This window comes from Corynebacterium sp. 51B, from assembly GCF_008930785.1.
GTDB lineage: Bacteria > Actinomycetota > Actinomycetes > Mycobacteriales > Mycobacteriaceae > Corynebacterium > Corynebacterium megadyptis.
Genome location: NZ_PQMK01000001.1, coordinates 314122 through 340781 on the forward strand (window position 1 = coordinate 314122; position 26660 = coordinate 340781).

General features: G+C 63.7%; 23 protein-coding genes. 11 read left to right on the top strand and 12 right to left on the bottom strand.

Features of this window, described 5'->3' with window-relative positions; translation table 11 throughout:
* Nucleotides 1–376 precede the first annotated feature (376 nt).
* From lexA to GBB14_RS01390, 3 genes are all read left to right on the top strand, one after another.
* The gene (gene lexA / locus GBB14_RS01380) at nucleotides 377–1075 is read left to right on the top strand and encodes a transcriptional repressor LexA (protein ID WP_151528609.1); all 699 of its coding nucleotides are present in this window, start codon (nucleotides 377–379) and stop codon (nucleotides 1073–1075) included.
* A 590-nt stretch (nucleotides 1076–1665) separates the two neighbouring features.
* Complete coding sequence (locus GBB14_RS01385; protein ID WP_151528608.1) at nucleotides 1666–2445, top strand: DeoR/GlpR family DNA-binding transcription regulator; 780 nt, start codon at nucleotides 1666–1668, stop codon at nucleotides 2443–2445.
* Nucleotides 2442–3413 carry a 1-phosphofructokinase family hexose kinase gene (locus GBB14_RS01390; RefSeq protein ID WP_151528607.1) on the top strand — a complete coding sequence of 324 codons (972 nt, stop codon included), beginning with the start codon at nucleotides 2442–2444 and terminating at the stop codon, nucleotides 3411–3413. Before GBB14_RS01385 ends, GBB14_RS01390 begins: the two co-directional genes overlap by 4 nt.
* Before the next feature lie 97 nt (nucleotides 3414–3510).
* On the opposite strand, the gene ptsP is transcribed toward GBB14_RS01390, so the two are convergent.
* Nucleotides 3511–5202: a phosphoenolpyruvate--protein phosphotransferase gene (gene ptsP, locus GBB14_RS01395; protein ID WP_151528606.1), complete on the bottom strand. Its 1692-nt coding sequence runs from the start codon at nucleotides 5200–5202 to the stop codon at nucleotides 3511–3513.
* 488 nt (nucleotides 5203–5690) lie between these two features.
* On the opposite strand from ptsP, the gene GBB14_RS01400 reads away from it, so the two are divergent.
* From GBB14_RS01400 to GBB14_RS01415, 4 genes are all read left to right on the top strand, one after another.
* Nucleotides 5691–6470, top strand: a complete 780-nt coding sequence (locus GBB14_RS01400; protein ID WP_151528605.1) for a DeoR/GlpR family DNA-binding transcription regulator — start codon at nucleotides 5691–5693, stop codon at nucleotides 6468–6470.
* Nucleotides 6467–7429 carry a 1-phosphofructokinase family hexose kinase gene (locus GBB14_RS01405; RefSeq protein WP_151528604.1) on the top strand — a complete coding sequence of 321 codons (963 nt, stop codon included), beginning with the start codon at nucleotides 6467–6469 and terminating at the stop codon, nucleotides 7427–7429. The genes GBB14_RS01400 and GBB14_RS01405 overlap by 4 nt, the downstream gene beginning before the upstream one ends.
* Before the next feature lie 31 nt (nucleotides 7430–7460).
* A complete protein-coding gene (locus GBB14_RS01410; protein WP_151528603.1) occupies nucleotides 7461–9530 on the top strand; it encodes a fructose-specific PTS transporter subunit EIIC in 2070 nt (689 codons plus the stop codon).
* A 136-nt stretch (nucleotides 9531–9666) separates the two neighbouring features.
* Nucleotides 9667–9933 carry an HPr family phosphocarrier protein gene (locus tag GBB14_RS01415; RefSeq protein WP_151528602.1) on the top strand — a complete coding sequence of 89 codons (267 nt, stop codon included), beginning with the start codon at nucleotides 9667–9669 and terminating at the stop codon, nucleotides 9931–9933.
* A gap of 77 nt (nucleotides 9934–10010) precedes the next feature.
* Here the strand turns inward: GBB14_RS01415 and GBB14_RS01420 are convergent, their stop codons facing one another.
* The 5 genes from GBB14_RS01420 to GBB14_RS01440 form a co-directional block, all read right to left on the bottom strand.
* Entirely contained in the window at nucleotides 10011–11300 is a 1290-nt protein-coding gene (locus GBB14_RS01420; protein ID WP_151528858.1) for a uracil-xanthine permease family protein, read from the bottom strand.
* Nucleotides 11301–11510: 210 nt separating this feature from the next.
* Entirely contained in the window at nucleotides 11511–13049 is a 1539-nt protein-coding gene (gene hflX / locus GBB14_RS01425; RefSeq protein WP_151528601.1) for a GTPase HflX, read from the bottom strand.
* A gap of 114 nt (nucleotides 13050–13163) precedes the next feature.
* Nucleotides 13164–13502 (bottom strand): hypothetical protein, encoded by a 339-nt coding sequence (locus GBB14_RS01430; protein WP_151528600.1) that lies wholly within the window; start codon nucleotides 13500–13502, stop codon nucleotides 13164–13166.
* A 176-nt stretch (nucleotides 13503–13678) separates the two neighbouring features.
* Entirely contained in the window at nucleotides 13679–15559 is a 1881-nt protein-coding gene (feoB, locus tag GBB14_RS01435) for a ferrous iron transport protein B (RefSeq protein WP_192796102.1), read from the bottom strand.
* A 223-nt stretch (nucleotides 15560–15782) separates the two neighbouring features.
* On the bottom strand, nucleotides 15783–16016 hold the full coding sequence (locus GBB14_RS01440; protein ID WP_151528598.1) for a ferrous iron transport protein A: 234 nt from the start codon (nucleotides 16014–16016) through the stop codon (nucleotides 15783–15785).
* Nucleotides 16017–16353: 337 nt separating this feature from the next.
* Between GBB14_RS01440 and GBB14_RS01445 the strand changes: the two genes are divergently transcribed.
* Both GBB14_RS01445 and GBB14_RS01450 read left to right on the top strand, forming a co-directional pair.
* Complete coding sequence (locus tag GBB14_RS01445; protein ID WP_151528597.1) at nucleotides 16354–17112, top strand: hypothetical protein; 759 nt, start codon at nucleotides 16354–16356, stop codon at nucleotides 17110–17112.
* A 118-nt stretch (nucleotides 17113–17230) separates the two neighbouring features.
* Nucleotides 17231–17743, top strand: a complete 513-nt coding sequence (locus GBB14_RS01450) for a hypothetical protein (RefSeq protein ID WP_151528596.1) — start codon at nucleotides 17231–17233, stop codon at nucleotides 17741–17743.
* Between the two features lie 3 nt (nucleotides 17744–17746).
* On the opposite strand, the gene miaA is transcribed toward GBB14_RS01450, so the two are convergent.
* Together miaA and GBB14_RS01460 are read right to left on the bottom strand one after the other, a co-directional pair.
* The gene (miaA, locus tag GBB14_RS01455; protein WP_151528595.1) at nucleotides 17747–18691 is read right to left on the bottom strand and encodes a tRNA (adenosine(37)-N6)-dimethylallyltransferase MiaA; all 945 of its coding nucleotides are present in this window, start codon (nucleotides 18689–18691) and stop codon (nucleotides 17747–17749) included.
* Nucleotides 18688–19311 (bottom strand): hypothetical protein, encoded by a 624-nt coding sequence (locus tag GBB14_RS01460; RefSeq protein WP_151528594.1) that lies wholly within the window; start codon nucleotides 19309–19311, stop codon nucleotides 18688–18690. The genes miaA and GBB14_RS01460 overlap by 4 nt, the downstream gene beginning before the upstream one ends.
* A gap of 171 nt (nucleotides 19312–19482) precedes the next feature.
* Between GBB14_RS01460 and GBB14_RS01465 the strand changes: the two genes are divergently transcribed.
* Both GBB14_RS01465 and GBB14_RS01470 read left to right on the top strand, forming a co-directional pair.
* Complete coding sequence (locus GBB14_RS01465; RefSeq protein ID WP_151528593.1) at nucleotides 19483–20847, top strand: DUF349 domain-containing protein; 1365 nt, start codon at nucleotides 19483–19485, stop codon at nucleotides 20845–20847.
* A 133-nt stretch (nucleotides 20848–20980) separates the two neighbouring features.
* Entirely contained in the window at nucleotides 20981–22198 is a 1218-nt protein-coding gene (locus GBB14_RS01470) for a hypothetical protein (protein WP_151528592.1), read from the top strand.
* Here GBB14_RS01470 and GBB14_RS01475 read toward each other — a convergent pair.
* From GBB14_RS01475 to recA, 4 genes are all read right to left on the bottom strand, one after another.
* On the bottom strand, nucleotides 22195–22884 hold the full coding sequence (locus GBB14_RS01475) for a hypothetical protein (protein ID WP_151528591.1): 690 nt from the start codon (nucleotides 22882–22884) through the stop codon (nucleotides 22195–22197). The two genes, GBB14_RS01470 and GBB14_RS01475, sit on opposite strands and share 4 nt — an antisense overlap.
* 140 nt (nucleotides 22885–23024) lie before the next feature.
* Nucleotides 23025–24512: a tRNA (N6-isopentenyl adenosine(37)-C2)-methylthiotransferase MiaB gene (gene miaB / locus GBB14_RS01480; protein ID WP_225976573.1), complete on the bottom strand. Its 1488-nt coding sequence runs from the start codon at nucleotides 24510–24512 to the stop codon at nucleotides 23025–23027.
* A gap of 187 nt (nucleotides 24513–24699) precedes the next feature.
* On the bottom strand, nucleotides 24700–25311 hold the full coding sequence (locus GBB14_RS01485; protein WP_151528589.1) for a regulatory protein RecX: 612 nt from the start codon (nucleotides 25309–25311) through the stop codon (nucleotides 24700–24702).
* Nucleotides 25311–26444 carry a recombinase RecA gene (recA, locus tag GBB14_RS01490; RefSeq protein ID WP_151528588.1) on the bottom strand — a complete coding sequence of 378 codons (1134 nt, stop codon included), beginning with the start codon at nucleotides 26442–26444 and terminating at the stop codon, nucleotides 25311–25313. The genes GBB14_RS01485 and recA overlap by 1 nt, the downstream gene beginning before the upstream one ends.
* Nucleotides 26445–26660 lie beyond the last annotated feature (216 nt).

A 26660-nucleotide genomic window follows, 5' to 3' on the forward strand; every position in this document is an offset into this window, starting at 1 on the left:
GGAAGGAAGAACCTTCGCTACGAGCGCTACGAGGTGCAGGTACGGGGTTAAGGGAGAGAGTCATAAGAAGTCCTTTCATTGGGTGAGTGCATCACTGGAAGCCACTGTAGGAAGAGAGCGGGACGTTCGAAACAATCCTTCACTCACATGTTCGACTATAGACAGTGTGTTCGATAGTGCGCAAGTGGAATCGAACACCCCGCCCATGCTTGCCCTGCTGGGCGAACAGCCGTATGATTTGAAGAGAAAAATGTTCGATTGGGCGTGTTCGAACACCACGCACCCTTTCGGGCCGCGTCGCACAGTGGGCCACCTCGGCTCTGCCCGTGCTCCGCACCTGCACGCTCATCGCCAGCCAACTTTCGAAGGACACCCCATGGCCCGCACCCCCTCCGAACCTGACTACAGCGCCCTCTCCGAACGTCAGCGTCGCATTCTTGAAGTGATTCGGGATGCCGTCGTTCTCCGCGGCTATCCGCCGAGCATTCGCGAGATCGGTGATGCCGCCGGACTGCAGTCCACCTCCTCCGTGGCCTATCAGCTCAAGGAGCTGGAGAAGAAGGGCTTTTTGCGGCGCGATCCGAATAAGCCGCGTGCCGTCGACGTGCGCCATCTGCCGGAGTCGGCGAAGCGCCCCGGCCCGAAGCCCAAGCGCAGCCACAAGCCCTCCCCGGCCGATGAGGTTCCGGAAAGCACGTCGAGCACCACCTATATTCCGGTCGTGGGTTCCATCGCCGCAGGTTCGCCGATCCTCGCCGAGCAAAACGTTGAAAGCTATTATCCACTACCGCAGGACATTGTGGGCGATGGTGAGCTCTTTATGCTCCAGGTCGTTGGCGAGTCCATGAAAGATGCCGGCATCCTCAATGGCGACTGGGTGGTTGTCCGCTCCCAGCCCGTCGCCGAGATTGGCGAGTTTGTCGCGGCCATGATCGATGGCGAAGCAACAGTGAAGGAGTTCCACAAGGATCGCAGTGGTGTCTGGCTGGTCCCGCACAATATGGAGTTCGACTGGATCAAGGGCGATGAGGCGGAGATCCTCGGCAAGGTCGTCTCCGTTATGCGCAAGCTCTAGGTAGCTCAATTCCCACAGAACGGGCAGCGCCTGGCCACCTCAGCGCCGAGAAACGGGGCACAATCCACGCGTAGCTCGCGCCTGAGGCCACATACTTCTCACCCCACGAACAGGAAACTACCCTCATTCGTGGGGTTTTTACTGTGCTTGAGGCCCTGCTGTAGCCAATGTAACAACATCGGACATCACACTCTCTGCCTTGCCGCCGAAGCTGAGTGTCAGCGCAGCTCATCACCGCAGCACACCTGCCTCTGCATCCACCGATAGCGCACCCTACGGGGGCGGAGGCCGGACATAATGCGGAGTAATGCCACACCCATGTGTGGAATTTGGTCCGATTCTTTCTAGGTTCCCGCCCGATCGTGCGAAAATGGATCTACATAATTCGATAACAAACCCACATAGTGCAGGCCGTGAACTTTTATTTTCGCACACGCCGCCTCGCCCGATGCGCCGACTATATGCCACAGCGTCGCCGTTGGTGCCCCGCACAGTGGGTGGATTATCTGTATATGGTCTGCCCCAGCTGTTGACGCGAGCGCGGCTGTATGCGGACGCGTTTGTTCTAACTTGAGGAGAAGTGGACACCGATGTACGCCGAAGAACGCCGGAGACAAATTGCCTCCCTGACATCCATCGAAGGCCGCGTGAATGTCACGGAATTGGCCACCAAGTTTGGTGTCACCGCAGAGACCATTCGCCGCGATCTCGCCGTCTTGGACTCCGAGGGCACCGTGCACCGCGTGCATGGCGGCGCGGTGGCGAGCCAGAGTTTCCAGACTGCCGAGTTCAGTGTGGATGCCCGCTCCCGCTCCGCCTCTGGGGCAAAATCCGCCATCGCCCGCGCTGCTATGGATTTTCTCCCCGAGCGCTCGGGCGGGATGTTCCTCGACGCCGGCACCTCTATTTCCGCCCTCTGTGAGCTTATTTCCGAACACCCCAATGCCCGCGCCTGGTCGATTGTGACGAACTGCCTCGCCCACGCGATGCACTTGGCCAGCAACGGTTTGGATGAGGTGCAGCTCCTCGGCGGCTCTGTTCGCGCCATCACCCAGGCTGTGGTCGGCGATACCGCACTACGCACCCTCGCGCTGATGCGTGCCGACGTCGCCTTCATCGGCACCAATGCCCTAACGCTCGATCACGGCCTCTCCACTGCGGACTCCCAGGAGGCCGCGGTGAAACGCGCCATGATTACCAATGCTCGCAAGGTCGTTGTGTTGTGCGACTCCACCAAACTGGGCAGTGATTATTTGGTGAGCTTCGCCTCGATCACCGATATCGATGTGCTCATTACGGATGCGGGCGCACCGCAGACGTTCGTGGATAACCTGCGCGAGCGCGGCGTTCATGTGGTGTGCGCCCAATGATTCTCTGCGTCACCCCCACCCCCGTGCTGCAGCGCGCGGCGCGCATCTCCTCCCCCATTGCTCCCGGCGAGGTCAACCACTTCAACGATGTGGGCATCACCGCCGGCGGTACCGGCACCAACGTGGCCTATGCCCTCTATTTGGCGGGCCAGTCCGCCCAGGCCCTCTTCCCAGCCCCACAGATCAGCCACTACATGCGCCTGATCACTGAGATGGGCTTGGCGCATGACTTTATCGAGGTGCCCGGCCCGATTCCCATGCACTCTGCCGTGATCGAGTCGGATCTGACCACCACCGAGTTCCGGGATCCGCCGATGCCGCTCGATAGCCACCAGCTGGCGATGCTGCGGGATAAGACGGTCGCCGCAGCCGAGCATCGCGGATCGGTGCTACTTACCGGCCCGCTGCCTATTGTGGCTACTCACGGCTGGTATTCGGATGTGCTGCGCAGTCTGTGCCTCTACCACCCCACCAAGAAGGTCTCTATCGCCTCGACGGGGCCGGCGCTGCAGGCCGTTTTGCGCCAGGTGGGCACTATTGCCCCGCATTCCGTGATGTGCCACCTCGAGGACATCGCCACCTGGGCGCGCAGCGACGTCGATGAGCTGCGCTCCCACCTCCGTGCCGAGCCGGAGTCCGCCGCTCAGGAGCTGGCCCGCACCTGCCAGCCCTTGCTCGATGCTGGCATCCATACCCTTCTCATTGGTATTGATCGCTGCCACAGCCTGCTGCTCACGGAATCCATGAGCGCGCTCGGGCGCTACACCGGCACGCCGGGCTATATGTCTATCCCGTGGCGCGATAGTCTCGTCGCCGGTTTCCAGCTCGGGGTGTGCGAGGATGCGCCCTTAGAGGAGCAGCTGCGGCTCGCTGTGGCCTTCGGCGCCGCCGAGGGCGATAGCCTGCACTCGTTCATGCCCACCAAGGACGGCGCCCGCTGTGACCAGGTGGAGATACTCCCCCTTTAGGGCTGCGTCGATACGCCCCACAAACATCAACACCGCGCCGGCGACTACGAGAGATGATCAGGTAGTCGCCGGCGCGGTGTGTCAAGGCCGCGACAGTTTAGAGGCCGAGCAGTTCGCGCACTGCGCCCTTGGCCTCGGTGGCGCCGGCGGAGTCCAGTGCCACGGCAGCGGCGTGCTGGCACTCCTCGAGAGTGACATGCGCCAGCTGGGCGCCAACGCCGGCAATGGCGGTGGCGGCGGCAGAGAGCGAATTAACGCCGAGGCCGGTGAGCACACAGGCCAGTGCCGGGTCGGCCGCAGCCTCGCCGCACACGCCCACGGCGGTGTTCGTTTCCTTGCCCTGCTCGCAGGTGCGCTCGATCAGGCGCAGCACCGCGGGCTGCCACGGATCGGTGAGATACGCCAGCTGCGGCGACATGCGATCGGCGGCCATGGTGTACTGCGTGAGGTCATTGGTGCCGATGGAGACGAAGTCCAGATGCGGCATGAGCTTATCCGCCATCAAGGCAGCGGCCGGAACCTCGATCATGGCGCCGGGGATGAGGTTGCGCTCGCGGCACAGGCCGGCGAACCACTTGGCCTCGCGGGCGGTGGCCACCATCGGTGCCATCACCCAAGTGGGAGCGGCTTCATCGCGGCCCAAGCTCTCGCTGGCCAGGGCGATGGCGTCGAGCTGGCGCGTGAGCAGGTCCTCATTTGCGCGGGCGATACGGAGACCACGCACACCAAGCGCGGGGTTTTCTTCCTCTGCCATATTGGCGAAGGCCACCGGCTTATCCGAGCCGGCGTCGAGGGAGCGCACCACAACCTTGTTGGAGGGGAACACCGACAGCACCTTCTTATACACCTCTGCCTGCTCCTCAACGGAGGGCTCGGAGGTGGCGGACAAGAAGCACATCTCGGTGCGGAAGAGGCCAATGCCCTCGGCCGGGGTTTGGGCGGCCACGCGGGCGGCGTTGCCATCCTGGACATTGGCCAAGAGCTGCACGCGATGGCCGTCCATGGTCTGGGCGGGGCCACGCCAGCGGGCGACGCGCTCGGCCATCTCGCGGGACTTGCGTACCTCGGCGGCAGCGAACTCCGGATCGGCGTGGGTGGAGACGGTGCCCATGGCACCATCGACGAGCACCTCGGTGCCGGATTCGATCTCGTGGATGCCCTTGCCCGCGGCAACGATACAGGGCACGCCCAGCTGGCGGGCCAGAATAGCGGTGTGGCTGGTGGGCCCGCCCAGCTCGGTGACGAGCGCGGTGAAGTAGGTGGTGTCGAGCGCCGCGGTATCCGCCGGGGAGAGGTCATCGGCGAAAAGCACGACTTCCTTGTTCACGGCCGGCAGGCCGGGTTCTTGCTCGCCGCGCAGCTCGGCGATCACGCGGTCGCGGATATCGCGGAGGTCGGTCACGCGCTCTGCCATCACGCCGCCGGCGGTCTCGAACATGGTGATGAACTTATTGGTGGCCGTCACCACGGCATACTCGGCCGGGTGGCCGCCGCGGATGGCCTTGCGCACGGTCTTCTGCCAGCCCTTGTCCCGCACCATTCCGGCGGTGGCTTTGAGAATCTCCTTGGCGTGGTCGACGGCATCGGCCGAGCGGTTTTCGAGGCGTTCCGCCACCGTGGCGGCAGCAGCTTGGAAGCGCTCAAACTCGGCGTCGCGCTGCTCCTCTTCAATAACGGGACCCGAGGTGGGTAGAGCGGGGCGTGGACGAATCCACACGGCCTCGGCGTAGCATACGCCCGGCACAACGCCGGTTCCCTTGTATGTGGTGGCTTGGGAGGTATCAGTCATGAAGCGGGACACCTTTCTTATATGGGCGTCGTGTGATGGTTTGGTTACTATCTGTGCTGTCCATCCTATGTAAGGGATGCCACGAACAGTGTCATGCTGCTCACACTGCACCGCGAGACGGTGATATGTAGATAGTCTGTCGCACCGATTGATGCCGGTCACTATGACAGGAACATTGTGCTCGGAGCCTAGGGACTCAATATAGCACGGCCATGATGTCCGAGCGGCAAAAAATGGAACAAAATCCAACATCACACTTTTGACAAACCCACATAAATGGGCGTAAACAGATACATTGAACAACATTCTCAGGATGCCCCCTCCCGAGAAGGGTGTAGGGCCCGTCACCTGTACTTTGTGACCCCCGCCGGACCGCACCGTCCTCCATGGCACGGTGGCGTGTGTGGTGTTCACCACATCCCCACTGCCATCGCCGCTCGGCTGTGCTCCCGCGCCCCTCAACACACGATCACTAAGGGCTGACACGTATGCTTTCTGTCCATCAGCGCAGAGGAGAGATTTCCTCGCTGACGAACACGCAGGGCCACTCCTCGGTGGCTGAGCTGGCGACCCGTTTTAATGTCACCCCAGAGACGATTCGTCGGGATCTCAAACAATTGGAGAATGCTGGATTATTGCAGCGGGTCCATGGCGGCGCCGTGGTGCACCAGTCTGGGCAGCAGTCGCGCCGTTCCTATGCGGCCGCCGAGCTCGAGCGTTCCCGCGAAAAGCGCACCATCGGTGAGCTCGCGGCCACCCTCATCCCAGATGGGCCCGCAGCTATCTTTATGGACGCTGGTACCTCCACCAATACCCTCGCCAGCGTGATGGCTGAGCGCTACAGTGAGCAGTCGTGGACGATTGTGACCAATTCCTTGTCTATCGGCATCACCTTGGCCGCCGCCGGCGTACCTGGGGTGAATCTGGTGGGCGGCACGATGCGCGCCTTCACCCGTTCGGTCATTGGGGAGCAGGCTGTGGACACCATCTCCGCCTTGCGCGCTGATATCGCCATTATGGGCACGAACGGCCTCAGCGAGGCACATGGGTTGTCTACCCCCGATCCTTCTGAGGCGGCGATCAAAAGAATGATGGTGCACAATGCCTCCACAGTGATTGCGCTCTGTGACTCCTCGAAGTTCGGGCAGGACTACATGGTCACCTTCGCCGATATGAGCGATGTGGACTATGTGGTCACCGATGAAAACGTCAACAGCCACTACAGAGACACCCTAGAAGCCCACGGAATAGAGGTCGTGCACCCGTGATCGTCACATTCACCCCCAACCCGAGCCTGGATCGCACGCTGTCGCTCGCGGAGCCGCTCAGCCCCGGCTCTGTGCAGCGTCTGAGCGAAACGATCGATTTCGCTGGCGGTAAGGGAATCAATGTGGCCCATGCCTGCGCCCTCGCCGGGGAGGATACCCTCGCTGTCCTGCCTGCTCGGGCGACTGATCCTTTTCTCATGGTCATGCAGGAAACCCCCATCCCCTTCGAGGCCACTCCCTCCTCGGGTACGGTGCGCACGAATATCACCATCACCGATAGCGCTGGGGAGACCACCAAGCTCAACGGCCCCGGCCCGGTGCTCAGCCCGCTCGATGTGGATGCCGCCTTGTCCACGCTCGTCGAGCATGCCGCCGAGGCCGATTACATGGTGCTGGCCGGTTCCCTGCCCCGCGGCGTGGACGTGGATTTCTATTGCACGCTTGCCCGCACGCTTCACGACGCCGTCCCGCAGCTCCCACTCGCCATTGACACCTCCGATGACCCGCTGCGCGCCCTCGCACCGCAGCTGGAATCGCTGCAGCTTGATGTGTTGAAGCCCAACGGCATGGAACTGGGGCAGATTGTCGGCGTCTCTGGCTCCCGCCTCGAGGCCAGCGCCCACGCGGGCGACTACGCACCGGTGGCCGAGGCCGCCAGCCATCTCATCGCCCGGGGATTGAGCACCTGCATCACCACTCTCGGCGCGGCTGGTGCGGTGCTGACCACCACAGAAGGCTCGTGGGTGGCCCGGAGCGAGGCGATCACCCCTGTCTCCACGGTCGGGGCCGGCGACTGTACCCTTGCCGGCTATGCCATGGCCCGCACCCGCGGCGACAGCCCCTGCCATGCCCTGAAGCTGGCGGTGTCCTATGGCACCGCAGCGACCCTCAAGCCGGGCACGATGATTCCTAGCGCCGCGGATGCCGCAGCCATCCGGGTGGACGTCGACAAGCTATAAAGCGCACCGTAGAGCGAGGACACACCGCTTCATGACAGACTCCATCATCACCGAGTCCGTGGTCTCTGTGGACGTCGACTTGGGGGCGCGGCCCGCAGATGTCATCTCCGCCTTGGCCACGCGCATTGCCGATGCCGGGCGAGCACGTTCCGCCGCGGCGCTTGCCGACGCCGCCCTCACCCGCGAGGACTCCGCCGGCACGGGTGTCGCCGGCCGCGTCGCTATCCCCCACTGCCGTAGCTCTGCCGTCACCGCGCCCACCGTGGCCTTCGCGCGGCTGAGCCGTCCCGTGGATTTCTCCGGCCCCGATGGCGACGCCGATCTCATCTTCCTCATCGCCGCACCGGAGAACGGCAGCGCCGAGCACATGCGCATCCTCTCGCGTTTGGCGCGGGCGTTGGTGCAGCAGGATTTCCGCACCGTGCTTCGCGACGCCACCTCCCGCGAAGAGGTGGTGCGCGCGGTCGCCGCTGCGCTCTCCGCCACGCAACGCCGCCCACGCAGTGCCGCCACGTCCCCGCAGCCGCGAACCCGCCGCATCGTGGCGGTGACCGCCTGCCCCACCGGAATCGCGCATACCTATATGGCCGCCGATGCTCTCAAAGCCGCCGCCGCAGAGCGCGCGGATGTGGACCTACAGGTAGAAGCCCAGGGCTCCTCCTCGCTCGAGCCACTCGATCCGGCAGTGATCGCCGCCGCCGATGCCGTGATCTTTGCCAGCGATGTAGGAATACACGACCGCCAGCGCTTCGCCGCCACACCCGTGGTCGAGTCGGGGGTGAAGCGAGCCATCAACGAGCCGGCGGCGCTGCTGGATGAGGCGCTTGCTGCGGCGGATAACCCCGCGGCACCCACCGTGGCTACATCCGCTCCCGCCGCCACCCCCGAGCGCCGTGCCGGGCAGGCAGGCTGGCTCACCCGCACGCAGCAAGCAGTGATGACCGGGGTGTCCTATATGATCCCCTTCGTCGCCGCCGGCGGTCTGCTGCTGGCCCTCGGCTATCTGGTGGGCGGGGTGGAGACCTCCAGCTACTGGCAGAGCATCCTCGCCCAATACTCGCTCAGCACTCTGCCACCGACGGAGTTTATGAGCCAGACTGGCGCTGCCGTCTCCTTCGACCGGCCCGCGCTCGCCGTCTATATCGGCGCCGTGCTTATCGCCACCGGTCAGGCCGCAATGGGCTTCATCGTGGCCGCACTCTCCGGCTATATCGCCTATGCGCTCGCCGATCGCCCCGGTATCGCCCCTGGTTTTGTGGGCGGCGCGATCTCGGTGGCGGTGGGCGCCGGCTTCATCGGCGGGCTCATCACCGGGCTGATTGCCGGTGCGGTGAGTGCTTGGATCGCCAGCTGGCGCGTGCCACAGGTGCTGCGCTCGCTCATGCCGGTGGTGATCATTCCACTGCTGAGCACCCTCAGCGTCGGGCTTGTGGTGTTCCTGCTTTTAGCCCGTCCCCTCGAGGCGGTCATGACGGGGCTTCGCCAGGGCCTGGCAGGCATGTCCGAATCCTCCGCGGTGCTGCTCGGCATTGTGCTCGGAGTGATGATGTGCGTCGATCTCGGCGGCCCGGTGAACAAAGCGGCGTATCTCTTCGCCACCGCGGGACTGTCCACCGGCGATGAGGCCTCGCTGCACATCATGGCTACGGTGATGGCGGCCGGCATGGTTCCGCCCCTCGCGCTCTCGCTCGCCACCTGGCTGTGCGCCTCCGCGTTTAGCACGGCCGAGGTAGATAACGGCAAGTCGGCGTGGGTGCTGGGCTTGAGCTTCGTCTCCGAAGGGGCGATCCCCTTCGCTGCCGCCGATCCGCTGCGCGTGATCCCCTCGATGATGGCTGGCGGTGCGGTCACTGGGGCGCTATCCATGGGCCTGGGCGTGGCATCCCACGCCCCACATGGCGGCATCTTCGTACTTTTCGCCATCACGCCGATCACCGGCTTTCTCGTCTCTCTGCTCGCCGGAGTAACAGTGAGCGCGGTGTGCGTGATCGCTACTAAGACTCTGATCAGGTCTCGCTCGGCGCCGCCGGCGCCACCGGCGTGGACTCTGGTCACGAGAGAAATGCCACAGCGCAGGTGTAAGCTGCGGCATCTCTACTAAAACATCCCACCTCGGGTGTTACGCAAGCTGCTTTTATCCACGGATGTGACTATCCTTGGGTGAGAACTATTAAGGCCCCCTGCTTCCACAGTGGGGCTAGCGTAGACACCCTTTTATAGAAAGGACATTATCCATTATGGCTTCTAAGACCGTGACTGTCGGCTCCGCTGTCGGCCTCCACGCCCGCCCCGCCACCATCATCGCCGAGGCTGCCGGTGAATTCGACGAGGACATCTTCCTCAACCTCGTTGGTGACGACGACGAGGACACCGACGCCGCCTCCTCCCTGATGATCATGGCCCTCGGCGCCGAGAAGGGTGACGAGGTTGTTGTCACCTCCGACAACGCCGAGGCTGTGGAGAAGATCGCTGCTCTGATCGAGAAGGATCTCGACGCCGAGTAATCCTTCGCTCCCGCAGATACATCTACTGCCGCCCACCACATGGTGGGCGGCAGTTGTGTTTGACGCAGCTATGCGGACTAGGCGGGGCGCTCGGCCGGGGCGTAGCGCCCCTCACCGAGGCTGCGGTAGAGCTTCATCATCACGGGATAGAACACGATGATCCCAGCAGAGCCCCAGGCGATGCCCTCCAGCGAGATCGAGCCAATAGACAAGGTGAGATTGCCGATGCCGGCGACTAGCGCCACGGCCGCGGCCATGAGATTAACGGGGTTATTGAAATTGACGCGGTTGTCCTGCCAGATCCGCACTCCCAGCATGCCGATCAGGCCATAGAGCACCAAGGTGGCCCCGCCCAAGACGCCGACAGGAATGGTGAAAATTAGCGCCCCGAACTTCGGGATGAAGGCGAGCGCTACCGCGGTGAAGGCAGCGACCCAATAGGCGGCGGTGGAATAGACTTTGGTGGCGGCCATGACGCCGATATTCTCCGCGTAGGTGGTGGTGCCGGAGCCGCCGAAACCACCCGCGAGCATGGTGGCCATACCATCGGCCATGAGCGCATCGCCTGCCAGATCATCCATATCCCGGCCCGTCATTTCGGACACGGCTTTCACGTGGCCCACATTCTCCGCGATCAGCACGATCACCACCGGCAGGGTCACCAGAATCGCGCTGAGCTCGAAGTGCGGGCTGTGGAAGGTAGGCAGCCCCACCCATGGGGCGGCGTCGATAGTGTCCACGGCGCCCTCGGGCAGGTTGCCGGTCAGCGCAGCAAAAATCCATCCCACGAGCACACCAATGAGGATGCCCAGGCGGGAGACCATGCCGCGCCCGGCCACGGTGGCGCCGAGAATCACCAGCAGTGTCACCGTGGCCACGAGCGGCTGGGTTTGGAAGTTTCCGGCCGCGGTGGGGGCCAGATTCAGCCCGATCAGGGCCACAATGGCGCCGGTCACCGCCGGCGGCATCACCGCATCAATCACCTGCTTGCCGGCGGCCTTCACGATCACACCCACCAGCACCAAGGTCAGACCGGCGATGAGCACGCCACCGATTTGGGTGCCGATACCCGAGCCTTGGGTAGCGCTCAGCGGCGCGATGAACGCAAAAGAACTGCCCAAATAGGAGGGCAGCCGGTTGCGGGTGACGAGCAAGAAGAGCATCGTGCCCAACCCTGAGAACAACAACGTGGTGTTCACGGGGAAGCCGGTGAGGGTGGGCACCAGCAGCGTCGCACCAAACATGGCGATCACATGCTGCATGCCGATGCCGATGGTGCGCGACCAGCTCAGTCGCTCCTCGGGGGCCACCACCGCGCCGGGCAGGATCCTTTTGCCATCACCATGCACCGACCAGCCGAGGCCCAGCGGCCCCGTTCCGCCGCGGCCGGCGCTATCACTCGAGCGGGAGGAGGTGTTTTGAGATTTCGCGGGATTATTCACAAACCCCCACTCTATAACGCGCAGGGTGCGCAGCAGAGAGCACCTCAGCCCAGACGGGGCGACACCGCCCGAGGGCCCCTCTGCGGCGATGGCGTTAGCGGATCCAGCGAGAGGACGTCGATAAGCGCTTGTGCCTTAGTGCGTGTGCACCACGTAGCGGGCGAGCTCCGCGGCCAGCTGCTGGGGCAAACGCACATCCATGGTGGTGCCCTCCTCGCCATACTCCTCGCCCAAGACGGTGGCCTGATCGTGCAGCCGCGCCACCACATCACCATCGGTGAAGGGAATGAGCATCTCCACATGCGCGTCGAGGCTGTTGAGGAATAGCTCAATGCGGGCCTGCAGCTCGGCGATGCCCTCGCCCGTGTGCGCAGAGACGAACACGCAATCATCCAACACGGCCTTGGCCTCGGCGAGCACCAGCGGATCTGCCTGGTCGATCTTGTTCACCACAATGATCTCCGGCGGGGCCTGGGTGTCTTGCTCGCGCACGATATCGGTGATCACCTCATTCACGGCCTCGATCTGCTTCAGCGGGAAGGGATCCGAGCCATCGACCACGTGCAGCAACAGATCGGCCTCGAGGATCTCCTCCAATGTGGAGCGAAACGCCTCCACTAGGTGGGTGGGCAGGTGCCGGACGAAACCGACCGTATCGGTGAAGATGACACTGCGACCATCGGCGAGCTCGGCGCGCCGGGTGGTGGGGTCCAGGGTGGCGAACAGCGCATCCTCCACCAGCACACCGGCGCCGGTGAGGGCATTGATCAAGGAGGACTTGCCGGCATTGGTATAGCCGGCAATCGCGATTTGCGGGGTGGTCGAGCGCTGGCGCCGGGCGCGCTTGATATCACGGGAGGTCTTCATCCCTGCGATCTCCTTGCGCAGCTTGGCCATGTCCGAGCGCAGGCGGCGACGGTCGGCCTCGATCTTGGTTTCACCGGGACCGCGCAGGCCAACGCCACCATTCGACCCGGCGCGACCACCTGCCTGGCGGGACAGCGCCCCACCCCAGCCGCGGACGCGGGTGATGAGGTATTCCATCTGGGCGAGCGCCACCTGCGCCTTACCCTCATTGGACTTCGCGTGCTGGGCGAAGATATCGAGAATGAGCATGGTGCGGTCGACGACCTTGACGTCCAGGGCCTTCTCGAGGGCGATCATCTGGCCGGGGCTGAGCTCGCCATCGCAGACCACTGTGTCAGCATCGGTGGCTTCCACGAGGTGGCGCAGCTCGGTGACCTTGCCGGCGCCGATATAGGTTCCTGGATCCGGTTTGTCTCGCTTTTGGTAGAGCACCTCGACGACTTCGGAGCCGGCGGTTTCGGCCAAGGCTTGCAACTCGGCGAGGGTGGCCTCGATTTCGGCGCTGGTGCCCTCGGTCCATACGCCGACGAGGATGACGCGCTCGAGGCGGAGTTTGCGGTACTCCACGTCATAGCCGTCATCGCGCTCGGTGCGGCGAATCTGGGTGTCGCGGGTGATGTGGCGGAAGCGGCCGCGCTCCTCGAGCTCAAGCTCACCGGTGGTGGGATCCTCGGTGGCGGGGGCCGCGGCGGGTTTGGCAGAAATGAGTCCGGTGTGGTCTCGACCGGCGTCGCGTTCCTCCGGCACCACGGTGGGGCGGTGATCGCGGAATGCCTCAGTCATAAGTTCATCATGAGAATCTGTCATCGTATCCGCGATACTACAGTAGTGCGCGTCTCACCTGCGACATTCCTTCTGCCGGGCGCACTCCCGCGCTCGCGGTGGGCACTGCGCTCTTCCCTGCCGCCGCGTATCGACGTCTTAGCCACGCGGTGGCAGCGGGCGGAGGCTGAGGGTGACGATTCCGCCCTTGCTCTCGCTGTGGGTGGGAACCTCGCAGGAGCCGTGGTCGGTGCAGCTCGCGCAGGAGCGGGAGGTGGAACAGGCCGATACTTGGAGTTTTCGGGTGAGCAGGTTCATTCTTTCGAGCTGGTCGAGCCCGGCGCGAATAACGGAGGCGCTCAAGCCGGTGGCAGCGGAAATACTGCCGATGGTGCTGGCGCCGTCCAGGATGGCTGTGCGGATGGCGCTGAGCGGGCGTACCGGTGCGGTGGAATCGGCGCTGGCTTCGGAGGTGGTCGACGACGATGGTGCGGTCATGGCAATGTCACTGCCTTAGATTGGAGAGGAAAGGACTGGCCGGGCGAGGTATCGCGGGGCCGAGATAGTGCCGCGCCGCCCGCCTCGTAGCGAATGGTGCTGGCCACAAGGTGCGCGTTCATACGCATCGTGCAGGCGCGGCGATGGTGGATAGGGGCCGTAGCTGGGCAGTGGGTTTAGAGGATGAGCCTGAGTACCTGGAATACGGCAACAGCCAGTACCCACGCGGTCAGCAGCTGGAAGCAGATGCCCACCACGGTCCACTTCAAACCGATTTCTCTGCGCTGTGCGGCCAGCGTGGCCACGCACGGGGTATAGGCGAGGATGAAGATCATAAACGCCCAGACTGCGGCGAGAGTATGGCCGCCGGAGGTCTGCTCAAAATCGGCGCGGACGGCCTTAGCCAGCGGCGAGGAGGCCTGCTCTGTGGGGGTGTCATCGGTGACATCGTCGAGCGCATAGGTTTGCGCCCACGAGGCGATCACGGCCTCCTTGGCCACGAAACCGGTAATCAGCGTGCCGGTGATGGACCAGGAGCCGAAACCGGCCGGCTCGAATATAGGCGCGATCGTCTCGGAGACTTGGCCGTAGACGCTTTCGCGGGGGCTGAGGTTCTCATCGGCGAAGGAGTACTCGTCGGTGACGGGGATGGATTGCAGTAGGAACACGACGGTGACGGTGGCGACGATAATCGTACCGGCGGTGTGCAAGAAGCCGCGCAGCCGCACCCAGGCGGAGGCCAGGGTCAGCCGCAGCCGAGGCACCTGATAGTCCGGCAGATCGATCACCAGCGGATCCGAGGGCATATTGCGCCACAGGGTGCCGCGCATCAATAAACCGGTGCAGACAATCAGCACGATTGAGATGAGGTACATGGCAAAAACCGTGGTTCCTGCGTGCTGCGGGAAGAAGGTCGCCGCGAGCATCACATACACCGTCAGGCGCGCCGAGCAGGAGGTGAAAGGAATCAGCAGCGCGGTGAGCAGCCGCTGGCGCGGGTTGGGCAGCACGCGCGTCGCCGAGATGGCCGGAACATTGCAGCCATAGCCCACGATCAGTGGGATGAAGGCGGTGCCGGGCAGGCCGATGGTGCGCATCACGCGATCGGTCACCACAGCCGCACGGGCCATATAACCGGAGTCTTCCAACACGGCCAAGCAGATAAACATCAACGCCATCAGCGGGGCGAAGGTGAGCACCATGCCCACGCCGGCAATGATGCCATCGACCAGCAGGGCCTCGATCACTCCCCCGCCCAGCCCCACCGCGCCGAGCAGGGATCGAGCGCCATCGCTCACCGGGCCGCTGAATAGGTTATCGAGGGCGTCTTGCAGCGGTACCGCCACGGTGGTGGTGATCTGGAATACCAGCCACATCACTCCGAGGAACACCAGGAGCCCCGCCCAGCGGTTCAGCGCCACGGCGTCGATCCTCTCGGACATGCTGGGGCCGTGCTCGCCCTCATTATTCACCGCCGCCTGGACGGCCGCGTCAATATAGGCGAAGCGTTCATCGGCGGCGTCGAACTCATCCGCGGGCGCTTGTCGACGCTGGGTCTTCGGCGTGTTGAGCTCCAATTCCACCGCCTGTGGCAGGGCCTCAACATTCTTCATGCGCCGTGGGTCCACGTCGATTACCGGCATGCCCAGTGCCGCGGACAGGGCGCGGGCATCCACCGGCACGCCCTTGGCGGCAGCCATATCGTTTTTACTCAGGGCCACCACAACCCGCAGGGGCTGCTCGGCCAGCTGGGAGATCATGTACAAACTGCGGGCCAAGTTGGAGGCATCCACGACCGCGATCACGCAGTCGGGCTTCTCCTCATCGGGGCCGTCGATGAGCACATCGGCGGTGAGTTGCTCATCGGGGCTGACGGGATCCAAGGAATAGGCACCGGGGAAATCGATGAGATCGAAGGTATGTCCATTGTGCTTCCACAGCACACGCGAGGTTTCTACCGTGGTACCCGGCCAGTTACCGGTGCGGGCCTTGGTGCCGGTGAGGGCGTTGAGCAGGGTGGACTTGCCGGCGTTGGGGGATCCGACGAGGGCCACCACAGGGGTTCCCTCGGGGGCGGCGACGCCGTGGGTAGAGCAGTGACAAGACGATGGTGAAGCCACGGGCTGGCCTCTTTTCTTCAAATTATGGGGCGAACGGAACACTCCGTCGGGGATATGCTCTGGCGGAGCTCAGGATGATGCGGCGCCACATCGTGTACGGCCACGCACGGTGGCGCAGGCACGGGGGCGACAACGCAGTTATCAGCTAAGGCTGGGCGTATTAGACCTGCAGACGCATTGCTCGCGCGGTATGGGCATCAAGCGCATAGCGGGAGGAGCCGACGCGAACAACGACGCCGCCGCCGGCAGTGTGGTGAGTGATCTCAATCGAGCAGCCTTCACGGAATCCGAGCTGGGAAAACCGGCGGTAGCACTCGGGGCTGACGTTATCGTGATCGATGCCATCGAGGCGGCCGCGCTGACCTTTTTCCATCTCGGCGAGAATTGCAATCATGGATGACCTCTTATCAGTTTCAAAGGGTGAACTATCTAATCCTAACGCCGCGCGACAAGCTAAGGCTATGCTGGCCACGTATGAGAATACTCTCAGTGAGTAATGCCTCACCTACCCAGCATTGATGGACCACAATCGATGCGCGCTGTCGCGACCCTCACACCCCTCCCGCAGTTTTCCACTGCCGCGCGCGAACCCGTGGGTGCCCCCGCCCTCCGAGAGGAAAACGCAGGTCATACCGAGCTGTGGTTATTACCACAGAAATCCACGGATTATCTAGGGAAAATATCGTGGGCTGTATTTTTATCTCGTTGTTTCCTTGCCTACCATGAGTCTCATGACCAGTGACCTTAAAAGTATCGGCATGGACTTCCCCGAGTGGCAGGACGCAGTAGAGGCTGCTATCTCCTCCAACCAGCTCGCCGTCACCGGCGAAGTCGGCGATGGCCAGCTTGTGCAGTTCACCGACGCCTCCGGCGCCCAGATCAACATTCTGGCCGCCGAGCCCTTCTCTACCTATGCGGGTTTCCTCTCCCCGCTCGTGGCGCGCGGACATGTCACCATGGTCAACGACGTACTCGGCCAGATCGAGGTGCTCGACGATCACGACGAGACCATCACCACCCTTACCGCCAATATCGCCCAAGGACCGCTGCTCGTCGAGGACGGCCAGCAGCGTTTCCAGGAGCTATCGATTACCGCTCTGGGTATTTCTTTGGCTGGGTTTAGCGACCCCGATAGCTATATCGCCTCCAGCACCGGGCTGAAGCTCGGCACGGTCCTCTCCCACGGCGCCGAGGTGATCGCCGCTGGGGATGGCTCGACCCCACCCGACTCCGCCGCCCAGATCGCCTTCCAGGTCTCCCACTCGGAGTACCGCACCAATGCCTTGACTGGGCAGCGCTTCATTTATGTGCGCGTCTCCTCTCCCTTCCCGATGGATCTGTGCCTGCCCGCCGATTCTGATCTGCCCGCCCCGGGCACGGTGATTGCCGGCCGGGTGTCCCTGACCGCATCCATCCTCGCCCCCAGTGGCGGCGGCTGCGGCTCCGGCGGCGGCTGCGGTTGTGGCTCGGGAGGCTGCGGCAGCCACTAACCGGCTGGGCGGAGGCGGGGAACAAATCCCGAGCATGACTCGTTGCCCCCATGACCCCATCATCGAGTGAGCTACTCGCCGCCGCGAGAACAGAGCCGCGAGAACAGAAAGGAGCGCAGTGCGAAACCATTGGCCGTCCCTCGACTGGACCCACTACATACTGCTGGTGTGTTGTGTCGCCCTCATCGTCTTCCTGCGCTTCGAAGGCATCATTTTGGTGCTGCTCGTCTCCGGCGTGGTGTGGTACACCCTGCGCAATCGCCCCGATAGCAAGGAAACCGCCGCCGTGGTCTCCTCCATCCGCTATTCCGCGGAGGATATTCAAGACACCATCAGCGAATACGAGCGCTTCCTCACCGGCACGGACACCGATTCCATTGCCGATCGCACCTTGCAGCGGCCGGCGCTGGCCGATCCCGATTGCACTGATCCGGATATTGAGGAGTTCCACCACGAGTACTCCACGGCCAAGCGCTTCCTTAATCGCCTGAACTCCAAGCTGGAAACCCACGATACGATCCCGCAATTGGAGTCTTTGCTGGCTATCACCGATCGTCGTGCCGCCGCCCTCGAGGAGCGCTATCAAAGCGCCCGGCGCGCCGCGCTCCGCCTTGGCCACGACTACAGCTAGTCCTTATTCCCCCGCCGAGTCTGCGCCGTCGCTATAGCCCCACCGGCGCAGCTGTGCTCGCGCCTGCTCGAGCGGGTTGTCCGCGGCGTCAATCCAGGTGATGCGCGGATCGCGTTTAAACCAGGAGCGCTGGCGCCGCACATAACGGCGGGTGGCGCGCACCGTGTCCTCATAGGCCTGCTCGGCAGTGATCTCTCCGCGCAGATGCGCTAATACCTGGGCGTAGCCGATTGCCCGCCCGGCCGTCGAGCCGGCTATAAGCCCGCGCTCGCGGAGGCTGCGGACCTCCTCAATGAAGCCCTGGTCAAACATCTCGCGGGTGCGCTGCTCGATACGCGGGCCCAGCCAGTCCATATCTACCGCGAGCCCCAGAAGATGCGTGCCCCACCGCGGCGGAGTGTCCTTCGGCGGCTGGGAGGCGGCATAGGGCTTGCCGGTCAGCTCGATGACTTCAAGGGCACGTACATTGCGCCGCGGGTCATTCTCCTCGATAATCTCCGCTGCCGCGGGATCCACAGCGCGCAGCCGCTCATGCATGCCGGCAGGGCCGATCTCTTCTTGCAGCGCCATATAGCGGGCCCGCACCTGTGGGTCGGTGGGCGGAAACTCCCACTGGTCCACCACCGATTGCACATACATCATGGAGCCACCCACCAAGACCGGGACTGTTCCGGAACTCCGGAGATTCTCCACCACCCCGCGCGCGATCTCGCCGTATTCGGCCACCGAGGCGGTGTGGGTGACATCCCAGATATCGAGCAGGTGATGGGTGATTCCGCCGCGCTCTGCTGGGCTGAGCTTGGCGGTTCCGATATCCATTCCGCGGTAGAGCTGCATGGAGTCGATATTGACCACCTCGCCGCCGAGCTGCTGGGCCAGGGCGATACCGAGACTCGACTTGCCGGAGGCGGTGGGGCCGACAATAGCGAGGGGGGTGCACTGGCTCATGCCGCCATCTCCCACTGCGCCACGAAGCGGCCTACCCCGCCGGTGGTGTCTTCTGCGAGTAGCTGCTGCGCCGTGGCCTGCTCACGCAGCGTCCACAACTCCATCCAGGGCTGTGGGTCGAGCACCCCAGCCTCAGAGAGAGCAGAGTAGTGACACTGCTCGGGGGCATCGCCGCGAAGCAGCTGACGCACGCAGCTCTGGGCATCCTCGGCCGCGGGGTGGAAGCCACCGGGGGCCCGCTCGGTTAATGTCACGGGGCCATCGGCGAGCACAATCACCAGCTCGGCGTCGACAAGCGCCTCTATCTCCTCGGCACAGGCGGTGATCTTCTGTTCTTGCTCCCCCAGCAGGAGGCGGGCGATGATCTCGCCCAAGAGGTGCCCGTCCTGGGCGCGCGGCAGCTCCACCCCAGGCGCCCAGGCGCTGAGCGAACCGGTGAGCTCGGTGCGGCATTCCGGGGCGGCGGAGCGCATCACCGCGATGCTATCGACAGCGGCGGCGCGCGTGCTCAGGATGCTGCGGGCCGCCTGGCGCAGGCGCGCTGATCCCTCATCATGGGGAGAGACCCCCTCGATCAATGCTGGGGAGGAGGGGATGACCACGATGTGCCGCACAGACAACTCCAGACCTTGACTGATTTTTCCTCGGAAATTTAGCTTAAACCATAGGTGCCACCACCTAGGGTTCTCCCCTACGTGCCCCCAGCAGAGGTGCTAGGGTTTTTGTCAGTTCGTGTTTATTGGCAGCCGTGCCGCGCGGCAGCGTTACAGACTATAAGGATTCCTCACGCCATGACTACTCCCCCGAGCCCCACACCAGGTCCGCGTCCGGGCCCCCGCCCCGGCGTCACCCCCGGAGCCATGCCGGGAGCCACGCCCGCGCCGCGCCCCAGCGCAGTAGCACGGCCGGCGGCACCGCATGCTGTGCATATCCCGAAGTCGGATCCGTCCCGCTTCGGCCGCATCGACGAGGACGGCACCGTCGTGCTCATCACCAAGGCCGGTGAGCGCGTGATCGGCTCGTGGCAGGCCGGCTCCCCCGAGGCCGGTTTGGCCCACTACGCACAACGCTTCGCTGATCTCGCCACCGAAGTCGAGCTTCTCGAGGCCCGCCTCAAGGCACATCCCGATGACGCCGCCAATATTCGTACCTCTGCGGCCGCGCTCCGGGAATCGCTGCCCGAGGCCACCGTGATCGGCGATGTGGACAATCTCGATGATCGCCTCGCGGAGATCATGAACGAGTCCGTGGAGGCCGGCGAGGAAGCCAAACAGCGCAAGGCCGAGCGCCGTGCCCGGGCCATCGCCCGCAAGGAGGAGCTCGCCGCCGAGGCCGAGAGCATCGCCGCGGACTCCACCGAGTGGAAGGCCGCTGGGGATCGCCTGCGCGCCATCTTGGATGAGTGGAAAACCATCCGCGGTATTGATCGCGCCACCGATGATGCGCTGTGGAAGCGCTACTCCAAGGCCCGCGATAGCTTCAACCGCCGCCGCGGTTCGCACTTCGCGGAACTCGACCGCAACCGCGCCGCCGCCCGCCGCACCAAAGAGGCGCTGGTGGCCAAGGCCGAAGAGCTCAAGGACTCGACCGACTGGAACGCCACCGCTGGGGAGTTCCGCGAGCTGATGAAGCAGTGGAAGGCCGCCGGCCGCGCCCCGCGCGAGGTGGATAATGCCCTGTGGGCCTCCTTCAAGGCCGCCCAGGATCACTTCTTCCAGGCCCGCAATGCCCTCAACGAGCAGCGGGACAAGGAGTTTCAAGCCAATGCCGAGGCCAAGGATGCGCTGATCGCGGAATACACCCCGCTGATCACCCCGGAAAAGGACCTCGAGGCCGCCCGCGCGAAGCTGCACGAGCTGCAGGAGAAGTGGGAGGCTATCGGCTATGTGCCGCGGGCGAAGATCCGCGAGTACGACTCCAAGATCAAGCAGCTCGAGGACAAGGTGGCACGCGCCGCGGACGAGCAGTGGCGTCGCACCGACCCCGAGGTGCAGGCCCGCGCCCAGCAATTCCTCGACCGCGTGGAAGAATTCAATAACCAAGCCGCCGAGGCCGAGAATGCCGGCAAGACCAAGGACGCCGAGAAATACCGCGCCCAGGCCGCCCAATGGCAGGAATGGGCCGACGCCGCCACCCAGGCAGTGGACAACCTCTAAGCCCTTACACGGCGCTTCTTCACCCCACCACCCACGAGACACCCCACTTCGGCCGTTTCGTGGGTGGTGGTCTCTTTGGCGCGGGTGGCCACCGTGCAGCAGGTGCAGGCCCACCGTTTAAGCTGGGTGGACGATGACTGTCTATCACTTCTCCCCCATCACCGCCTTGCCGCGCACCGACGCGATCAATACCAATCTCAAAACCCTCGCTCTCAGCGACGGTTTCCGGGCGCAGATGCTCGCCGGCACCGCGGATCGTTCCCTCTCCGTGGAGCGGCTGTGTTCCTGTCTCATCCCCGCCCCCGATGCGCGCAGCACCATCCTGCTGCTCAGCGCCGATCACGATCTGCAGCTCAGCCCCGCTCGTGCGCTGGATAACAGCGTCGCCCTACCCACAGCCGCGGCGGAAGCGGGCGCGGCCGCTGCCCGCGCCGTGGATGAGGTGGTGGATTTTAGCTATGGCATCATCGTCTCCCTGCCACTGCTCGAGGACGGCTGTGCCGCCACCGTCGAGCTCATCGCCGATGTCGAGGAACTCGTCCTGCCTGGCGAAGAAATGAGTGAGCAGCAGCGTCAGCGCTATTACTACGCACTCGAGCTGGCGCGGGTCTTCGCCGCACGTGCCGAACGCACTCTGCTCACCACTTGGCTCGAACAACCCATCGTGGATACCGGCGATGATCAGGCCCCCGCTGAGCTCCCCTATGCGCAGCTCCTGCAGGACGCTGGGTTCTTCCCGGTGCTGCACACCGTCCAAGGCTTTGTGCCCTTGCCCGTCACCGCGCCCACCGCGGCGAGCTGGGAGCGGCTGCACACCGCGGTGGCTCAGGATGGCAACGACGCGCAGGTGCGCTTCGAGTACTTCTGCGATGAACTACCCAGCCATATGCGACAGCAGATCACTGAGCTTTATGCTCTGGCGGATAGCGATGCGCCGCGGCGCGACTTCGTGGGCGAAAACGAGCGCTGGGACCGTGGCCGCTTGGATGCCATCACCCGCCTTGCCCAGGAAAATGGCACCCGCACCCACTTCGGTCTGCTCCTGAGCGGCGAGGGCGAGACGAGCACCGTGCTGGCCTTAAGCGTAATCGCCCAGGCCACCGGCTCCCGCGAGGATGTGGCCGAGCAGAACGTCACCGTCACGGCGCGCTCGGTCCGCGGGTGTGGGGCGGGGCTGCTGGTGAAGCAGGAACTCCTGGAGGCGTTACATGCGAAAGACCCGCGGCTAGCGCGGGTCTATACCTCGGTGGAGGTGTCTAATAAGCCGATGCTGGCGGTGAATACGGCGTTGGGCTTCCACCCGATTAGTCGGGCCTCGGCCTATCAGCGTCGTCGCGCGCTGAGCGCTTAGTCCTCAGCGTCGGTGGCGTCAGTGTTGCGGGGGCGGTGGCGCTCCGAGGCCTTCTTGCGGCGATCATCGACGAATAGCGGGCTGTCCTCATAGCGGGAGAAGCGCCGCCCCACGCTTGCCTCACGCTGGGCGTCGGCCACGGGATCATCCGAGCCGGCTTCGCGGCGGGCATCTTCAATATCGAGCTGTTCTTCGCTGCGGCGGAAGATCAATCCCGTCATGATCAGCAAGAATGCGATGGCCACGATTCCGCTTAGAGCGGCACCGAACTCGGTGCCCGAGGAGCCCTCGGCGCGCAACCGGGTCTGCCCCATCCAAATCATGAACATCGCCGCAGTGCCCGTAATGCCGGCGAATACCCAGTTGATGTAGGTCAGCAGCATGCTTCGCGACGCCACCACCACGAGATTCACCACCACCATCGACACCAGCCCCAAAATCACAAAGAGGCGTTCGAGCGGGGTGGCACCAAATTCGAGGGCCTTATCATTCATCATCAGAATGTCGAAGCCATTGGCTTTGCCAGTGAAGGGAAGGATCAAGGTGATGAGAAACAGCACGAAAACAGCGATCAGGCTGATCCACGTGGAGCCCATGTCCACCTTTTTCGCTGCCTGCTTCTCGAGGCCGGCGAGATCATCGGCCGAGAGTAGCTTCTTCTCGGCGGGGGTGTTCGCTTTATCCACTAGGGGTTCATCTCCACTGTGTAGTCGATTCCATCCAGGTGCGCGACCACGTGGTGTGGCCTGCAGATACTAGAACGGAGGGCGCAGCGTGTTGCGGGTGCGCACTCCCCACATATTGTAGGCGAGAGTCGCCTCAAGCCCTAGGACGAGGGGCGGATACCCGGCAGGCCGAGGCCCACCCCCACTGGCTCGGTCGTGGGCCGCTTCCCCGCCTCGGACATGTCCCCCGCCTTGGTGCGGCGGTGACTCAGCACGCCACCATCGGCGAGGAGGAAGTGCGGGGCGGAGTCCGTGACGGTCACCGTCACCACATCACCTGGGCGGATCTGTTCTGCCATATCCTCACCCTGTGCGTCAATGGGGTTGAAGTGCACCAGGCGGCCATCGCGGGCTCGGCCCGAGACGCGCTTGGTGGCGCTGTTCTTCCTGCCACCGCCGGCCTGCACCAGCAGCTCTACCTCGCGGCCATGGAAGGCGGCGTTTTCCTCTTCGCTAATGCGCTCTTGCACTGCCAGCAGCCGCTCATAGCGGTCTTGGACAATCTCCTTGGGGATCTGATTGGCCATCTCCGCGGCGGGTGTGCTCGGTCGCGGCGAGTACTGGAAGGTATAGGCGCTGGAGAAGCGGGACTTCTCTACCACGTCGAGGGTGGCTTGGAAGTCTTCCTCGGTTTCACCGGGGAAGCCGACAATGATGTCGGTGGTGATGGCGGCGTGCGGGATCTTCTCCCGTACCTCATCGAGGATGCGCAGGAACTTGCTGGTGCGGTAGCTGCGGCGCATCTTCTTCAGCACCTCATCGGAGCCGGACTGCAGCGGCATGTGCAGCTGCGGGCACACCGTGGGGGTCTCGGCCATGGCGTCGATAACATCGCTGGTGAACTCTGCCGGGTGGGGGCTGGTAAAACGCAGCCGTTCCAGTCCCTCGATCTCACCGCAGGCGCGCAGCAGCTTGGAAAAGGCGCTGCGATCGCGCTCGAGATCGGGGTCGACGAAGTTCACGCCATAGGCATTGACGTTTTGCCCCAGCAGGGTCACCTCGGACACGCCCTGGTCCACCAAGGCCTGCACCTCGGACAGGATATCGCCGGGACGCCGGTCCTGTTCCTTTCCGCGGAGGCTGGGAACGATGCAGAAGGTACAGGTGTTATTGCAGCCCACCGACACACTCACCCAGCCGGCATAGGCAGATTCGCGCTTCGCCGGCAAGACCGAGGGGAATTGTTCGAGGGCGTCGACGATCTCGACCTCGGCGTGGCGATTGTGGCGGGAGCGCTCCAGAAGCGTGGGCAGCGAACCAATATTGTGGGTGCCGAACACCACATCCACCCACGGCGCTTTGGACACCACGGTGTCCTTGTCCTTTTGCGCCAAGCAGCCGCCCACGGCGATCTGCATGCCCGGGTGCTTATCCTTCACCGACCGCAGATTGCCGAGGGTGCCATAGAGGCGCTGGTCGGCGTTATCGCGCACGGCACACGTATTAAACACCACGAGATCCGGGGTGGCGCCTTCTTCCGCCGGCACGTATCCGGAGTCTTCGAGCAGACCGGAGAGACGCTCCGAGTCGTGCACGTTCATCTGGCAGCCGAAGGTACGGACCTCATAGCTGCGGGCGGAGTCGGACACAAGGCTGGTTTTTACACTGTGCTGATTCTGGGGGTGAGACACGGGTAGTCATTCTAACGATCTGGGTCGAGCCAACATAATGCAGCAATCGAGGGCCGATGGCCTCAAAGATAGACCACTCCAGCAGCAGCCCTGCTATAGCGAGTAGATGGACGCCCCCGCAGGCCGGCGCCACAGCCATGAGGCCTTAGTCTTCGAGTTCTGCGATCCTCGCGTCGAGGGCGGCGATCGCGATACCCATGCTCATGTGTTGGGTGAAGCCTCGGCGAGCGAGGGCGCCGACGATGCGGCGCAAGTACTTATTTCTTTCCGCGAAGTCGGCGGGCGGCCGCGCAATAGAACGGGCTTTCTTTTCCGCCACGGCCTGGGCGACGCTGCGTTCATCGCTGTCGTCGACCTGCTGCAGCGCCTCGGCGCGGGTATCGGCGCTGATTCCCTTATCTCGGAGTTCGCGGTCCAGTACTGCGCGGCTTTTGCCCTTGCGGTGGCGCTGCCGCACCCATTCCGAGGCGAAGAGGGCATCGTCGATAAGGCGTTGGGAGATGAGATCGTCGATAACCGCGTCCACGACCTCGGGTGGGTAGTCATAGCCGAGCAGCCGGGTCCGCATCTCGTGTTCCGAACGCATGCGGTGATTGAGCAGAACGAGCGCCTTGGCGCGCACGGTCTGGCGCTCCTCTTCCGCGTGCTCGTCGAAGAGCCCAGGGTTGCCCTCGCGCTCATAGCGTTCGAGGGCATCGGCGAGCGCCCGCAGCTTAGCGTTCTTCTCTTCCCAGGCCTCGGCGCTGTGCTGTGTCATTACTCCTCAGAGTCGTCTCCCAGATCGACATCATCGAAGTCCACATTGGGCACCATGTCCACCGGATCGTCGGTGAGCGCGTCATCGTCCTCGAGATTGGCGTATTTGCCCACCTTGAGCTTGCGCAGGATCTTGTCCTCGATCTCATTGGCCAGCTCTGGGGTGTCCTTCAAGTGCAGGCGCACCTTTTCTCGGCCCTGGCCGAGCTGATCGCCATCGTAGGTAAACCACGAGCCGGATTTCTTCACGATGCCATTTTCCACGGCGAGATCAATGATCGAGCCCTCACGGGAGATGCCTTCGCCGTAGATGATGTCGAACTCGGCCACCTTGAACGGCGGCGATACCTTGTTCTTCACCACCTTCAGCTTGGTGCGGTTACCCACCGCATCCTGGCCATCCTTCAGGGTCTGGATGCGGCGCACATCGCAGCGTACCGAGGAGTAGAACTTCAAGGCCTTACCACCCGTGGTGGTTTCCGGCGAGCCGAACATCACGCCGATCTTCTCGCGCAGCTGGTTAATGAAGATCGCGGTAGTGCCCGCGCTGTAGAGGGCGCCGGTGAGCTTACGCAGCGCCTGGCTCATCAGTCGCGCCTGCAGACCGACGTGGCTATCGCCCATATCGCCTTCGATCTCGGCCTTCGGGGTCAGCGCGGCCACCGAGTCCACAACAATGATGTCGATAGCACCGGAACGCACCAGCATATCGGCGATCTCGAGGGCCTGTTCGCCGGTATCGGGCTGGGATACCAGCAGCTGATCGGTATCCACGCCCAGCTTGCGGGCATAGTCCGGATCAAGGGCGTGCTCGGCATCGATAAAGGCGGCGATACCGCCGGCGCGCTGCGCCTCGGCTACCGCGTGCAAAGCCACCGTGGTCTTACCGGAGGACTCCGGACCGTAGATCTCCACAATGCGCCCGCGCGGGAAGCCGCCAATACCCAACGCAATATCGATAGCGGTATTGCCCGAAGAAATCGCGCTAATCGGCGGGCGATTCTCATCACCCAGGCGCATAATTGAGCCCTTGCCAAAGTCCTTCTCAATCAGCGCCATGGCCGATTCGAGGGCCTTGGCCTTATCATTCGACGCACCCTTGGGGGTCTTCGACTTGGTCTTGCGTGCTGCCATTGTTGTGTTGTCTCCTGCTATCGCTTGGTTGTTCTTTAATCGATGCGCCGTCTGGCGCCACGCTACCGGAGGGCTTGAGCCACCGATACCTTCTATAGACGTCTCCGGCTCCTGCAGCGGTTCCGGCACGCGAGTGCCCTCTGGCTGCGCGCTGGGCGGCGCGCTCGAGGATCACACTAGCGCCCGCGTGCGACACTATCGAACAGATTACGGGCA

Coding starts and splice junctions, on each gene's coding strand:
- lexA (WP_151528609.1), top strand. CDS start 377: ATGGCCCGCACCCCCTCCGAACCTGACTACAGCGCCCTCTCCGAACGT.
- GBB14_RS01385 (WP_151528608.1), top strand. CDS start 1,666: ATGTACGCCGAAGAACGCCGGAGACAAATTGCCTCCCTGACATCCATC.
- GBB14_RS01390 (WP_151528607.1), top strand. CDS start 2,442: ATGATTCTCTGCGTCACCCCCACCCCCGTGCTGCAGCGCGCGGCGCGC.
- ptsP (WP_151528606.1), bottom strand. CDS start 5,202: ATGACTGATACCTCCCAAGCCACCACATACAAGGGAACCGGCGTTGTG.
- GBB14_RS01400 (WP_151528605.1), top strand. CDS start 5,691: ATGCTTTCTGTCCATCAGCGCAGAGGAGAGATTTCCTCGCTGACGAAC.
- GBB14_RS01410 (WP_151528603.1), top strand. CDS start 7,461: ATGACAGACTCCATCATCACCGAGTCCGTGGTCTCTGTGGACGTCGAC.
- GBB14_RS01415 (WP_151528602.1), top strand. CDS start 9,667: ATGGCTTCTAAGACCGTGACTGTCGGCTCCGCTGTCGGCCTCCACGCC.
- hflX (WP_151528601.1), bottom strand. CDS start 13,049: ATGACAGATTCTCATGATGAACTTATGACTGAGGCATTCCGCGATCAC.
- GBB14_RS01430 (WP_151528600.1), bottom strand. CDS start 13,502: ATGACCGCACCATCGTCGTCGACCACCTCCGAAGCCAGCGCCGATTCC.
- GBB14_RS01440 (WP_151528598.1), bottom strand. CDS start 16,016: ATGATTGCAATTCTCGCCGAGATGGAAAAAGGTCAGCGCGGCCGCCTC.
- GBB14_RS01445 (WP_151528597.1), top strand. CDS start 16,354: ATGACCAGTGACCTTAAAAGTATCGGCATGGACTTCCCCGAGTGGCAG.
- miaA (WP_151528595.1), bottom strand. CDS start 18,691: ATGAGCCAGTGCACCCCCCTCGCTATTGTCGGCCCCACCGCCTCCGGC.
- GBB14_RS01465 (WP_151528593.1), top strand. CDS start 19,483: ATGACTACTCCCCCGAGCCCCACACCAGGTCCGCGTCCGGGCCCCCGC.
- GBB14_RS01470 (WP_151528592.1), top strand. CDS start 20,981: ATGACTGTCTATCACTTCTCCCCCATCACCGCCTTGCCGCGCACCGAC.
- GBB14_RS01485 (WP_151528589.1), bottom strand. CDS start 25,311: ATGACACAGCACAGCGCCGAGGCCTGGGAAGAGAAGAACGCTAAGCTG.
- recA (WP_151528588.1), bottom strand. CDS start 26,444: ATGGCAGCACGCAAGACCAAGTCGAAGACCCCCAAGGGTGCGTCGAAT.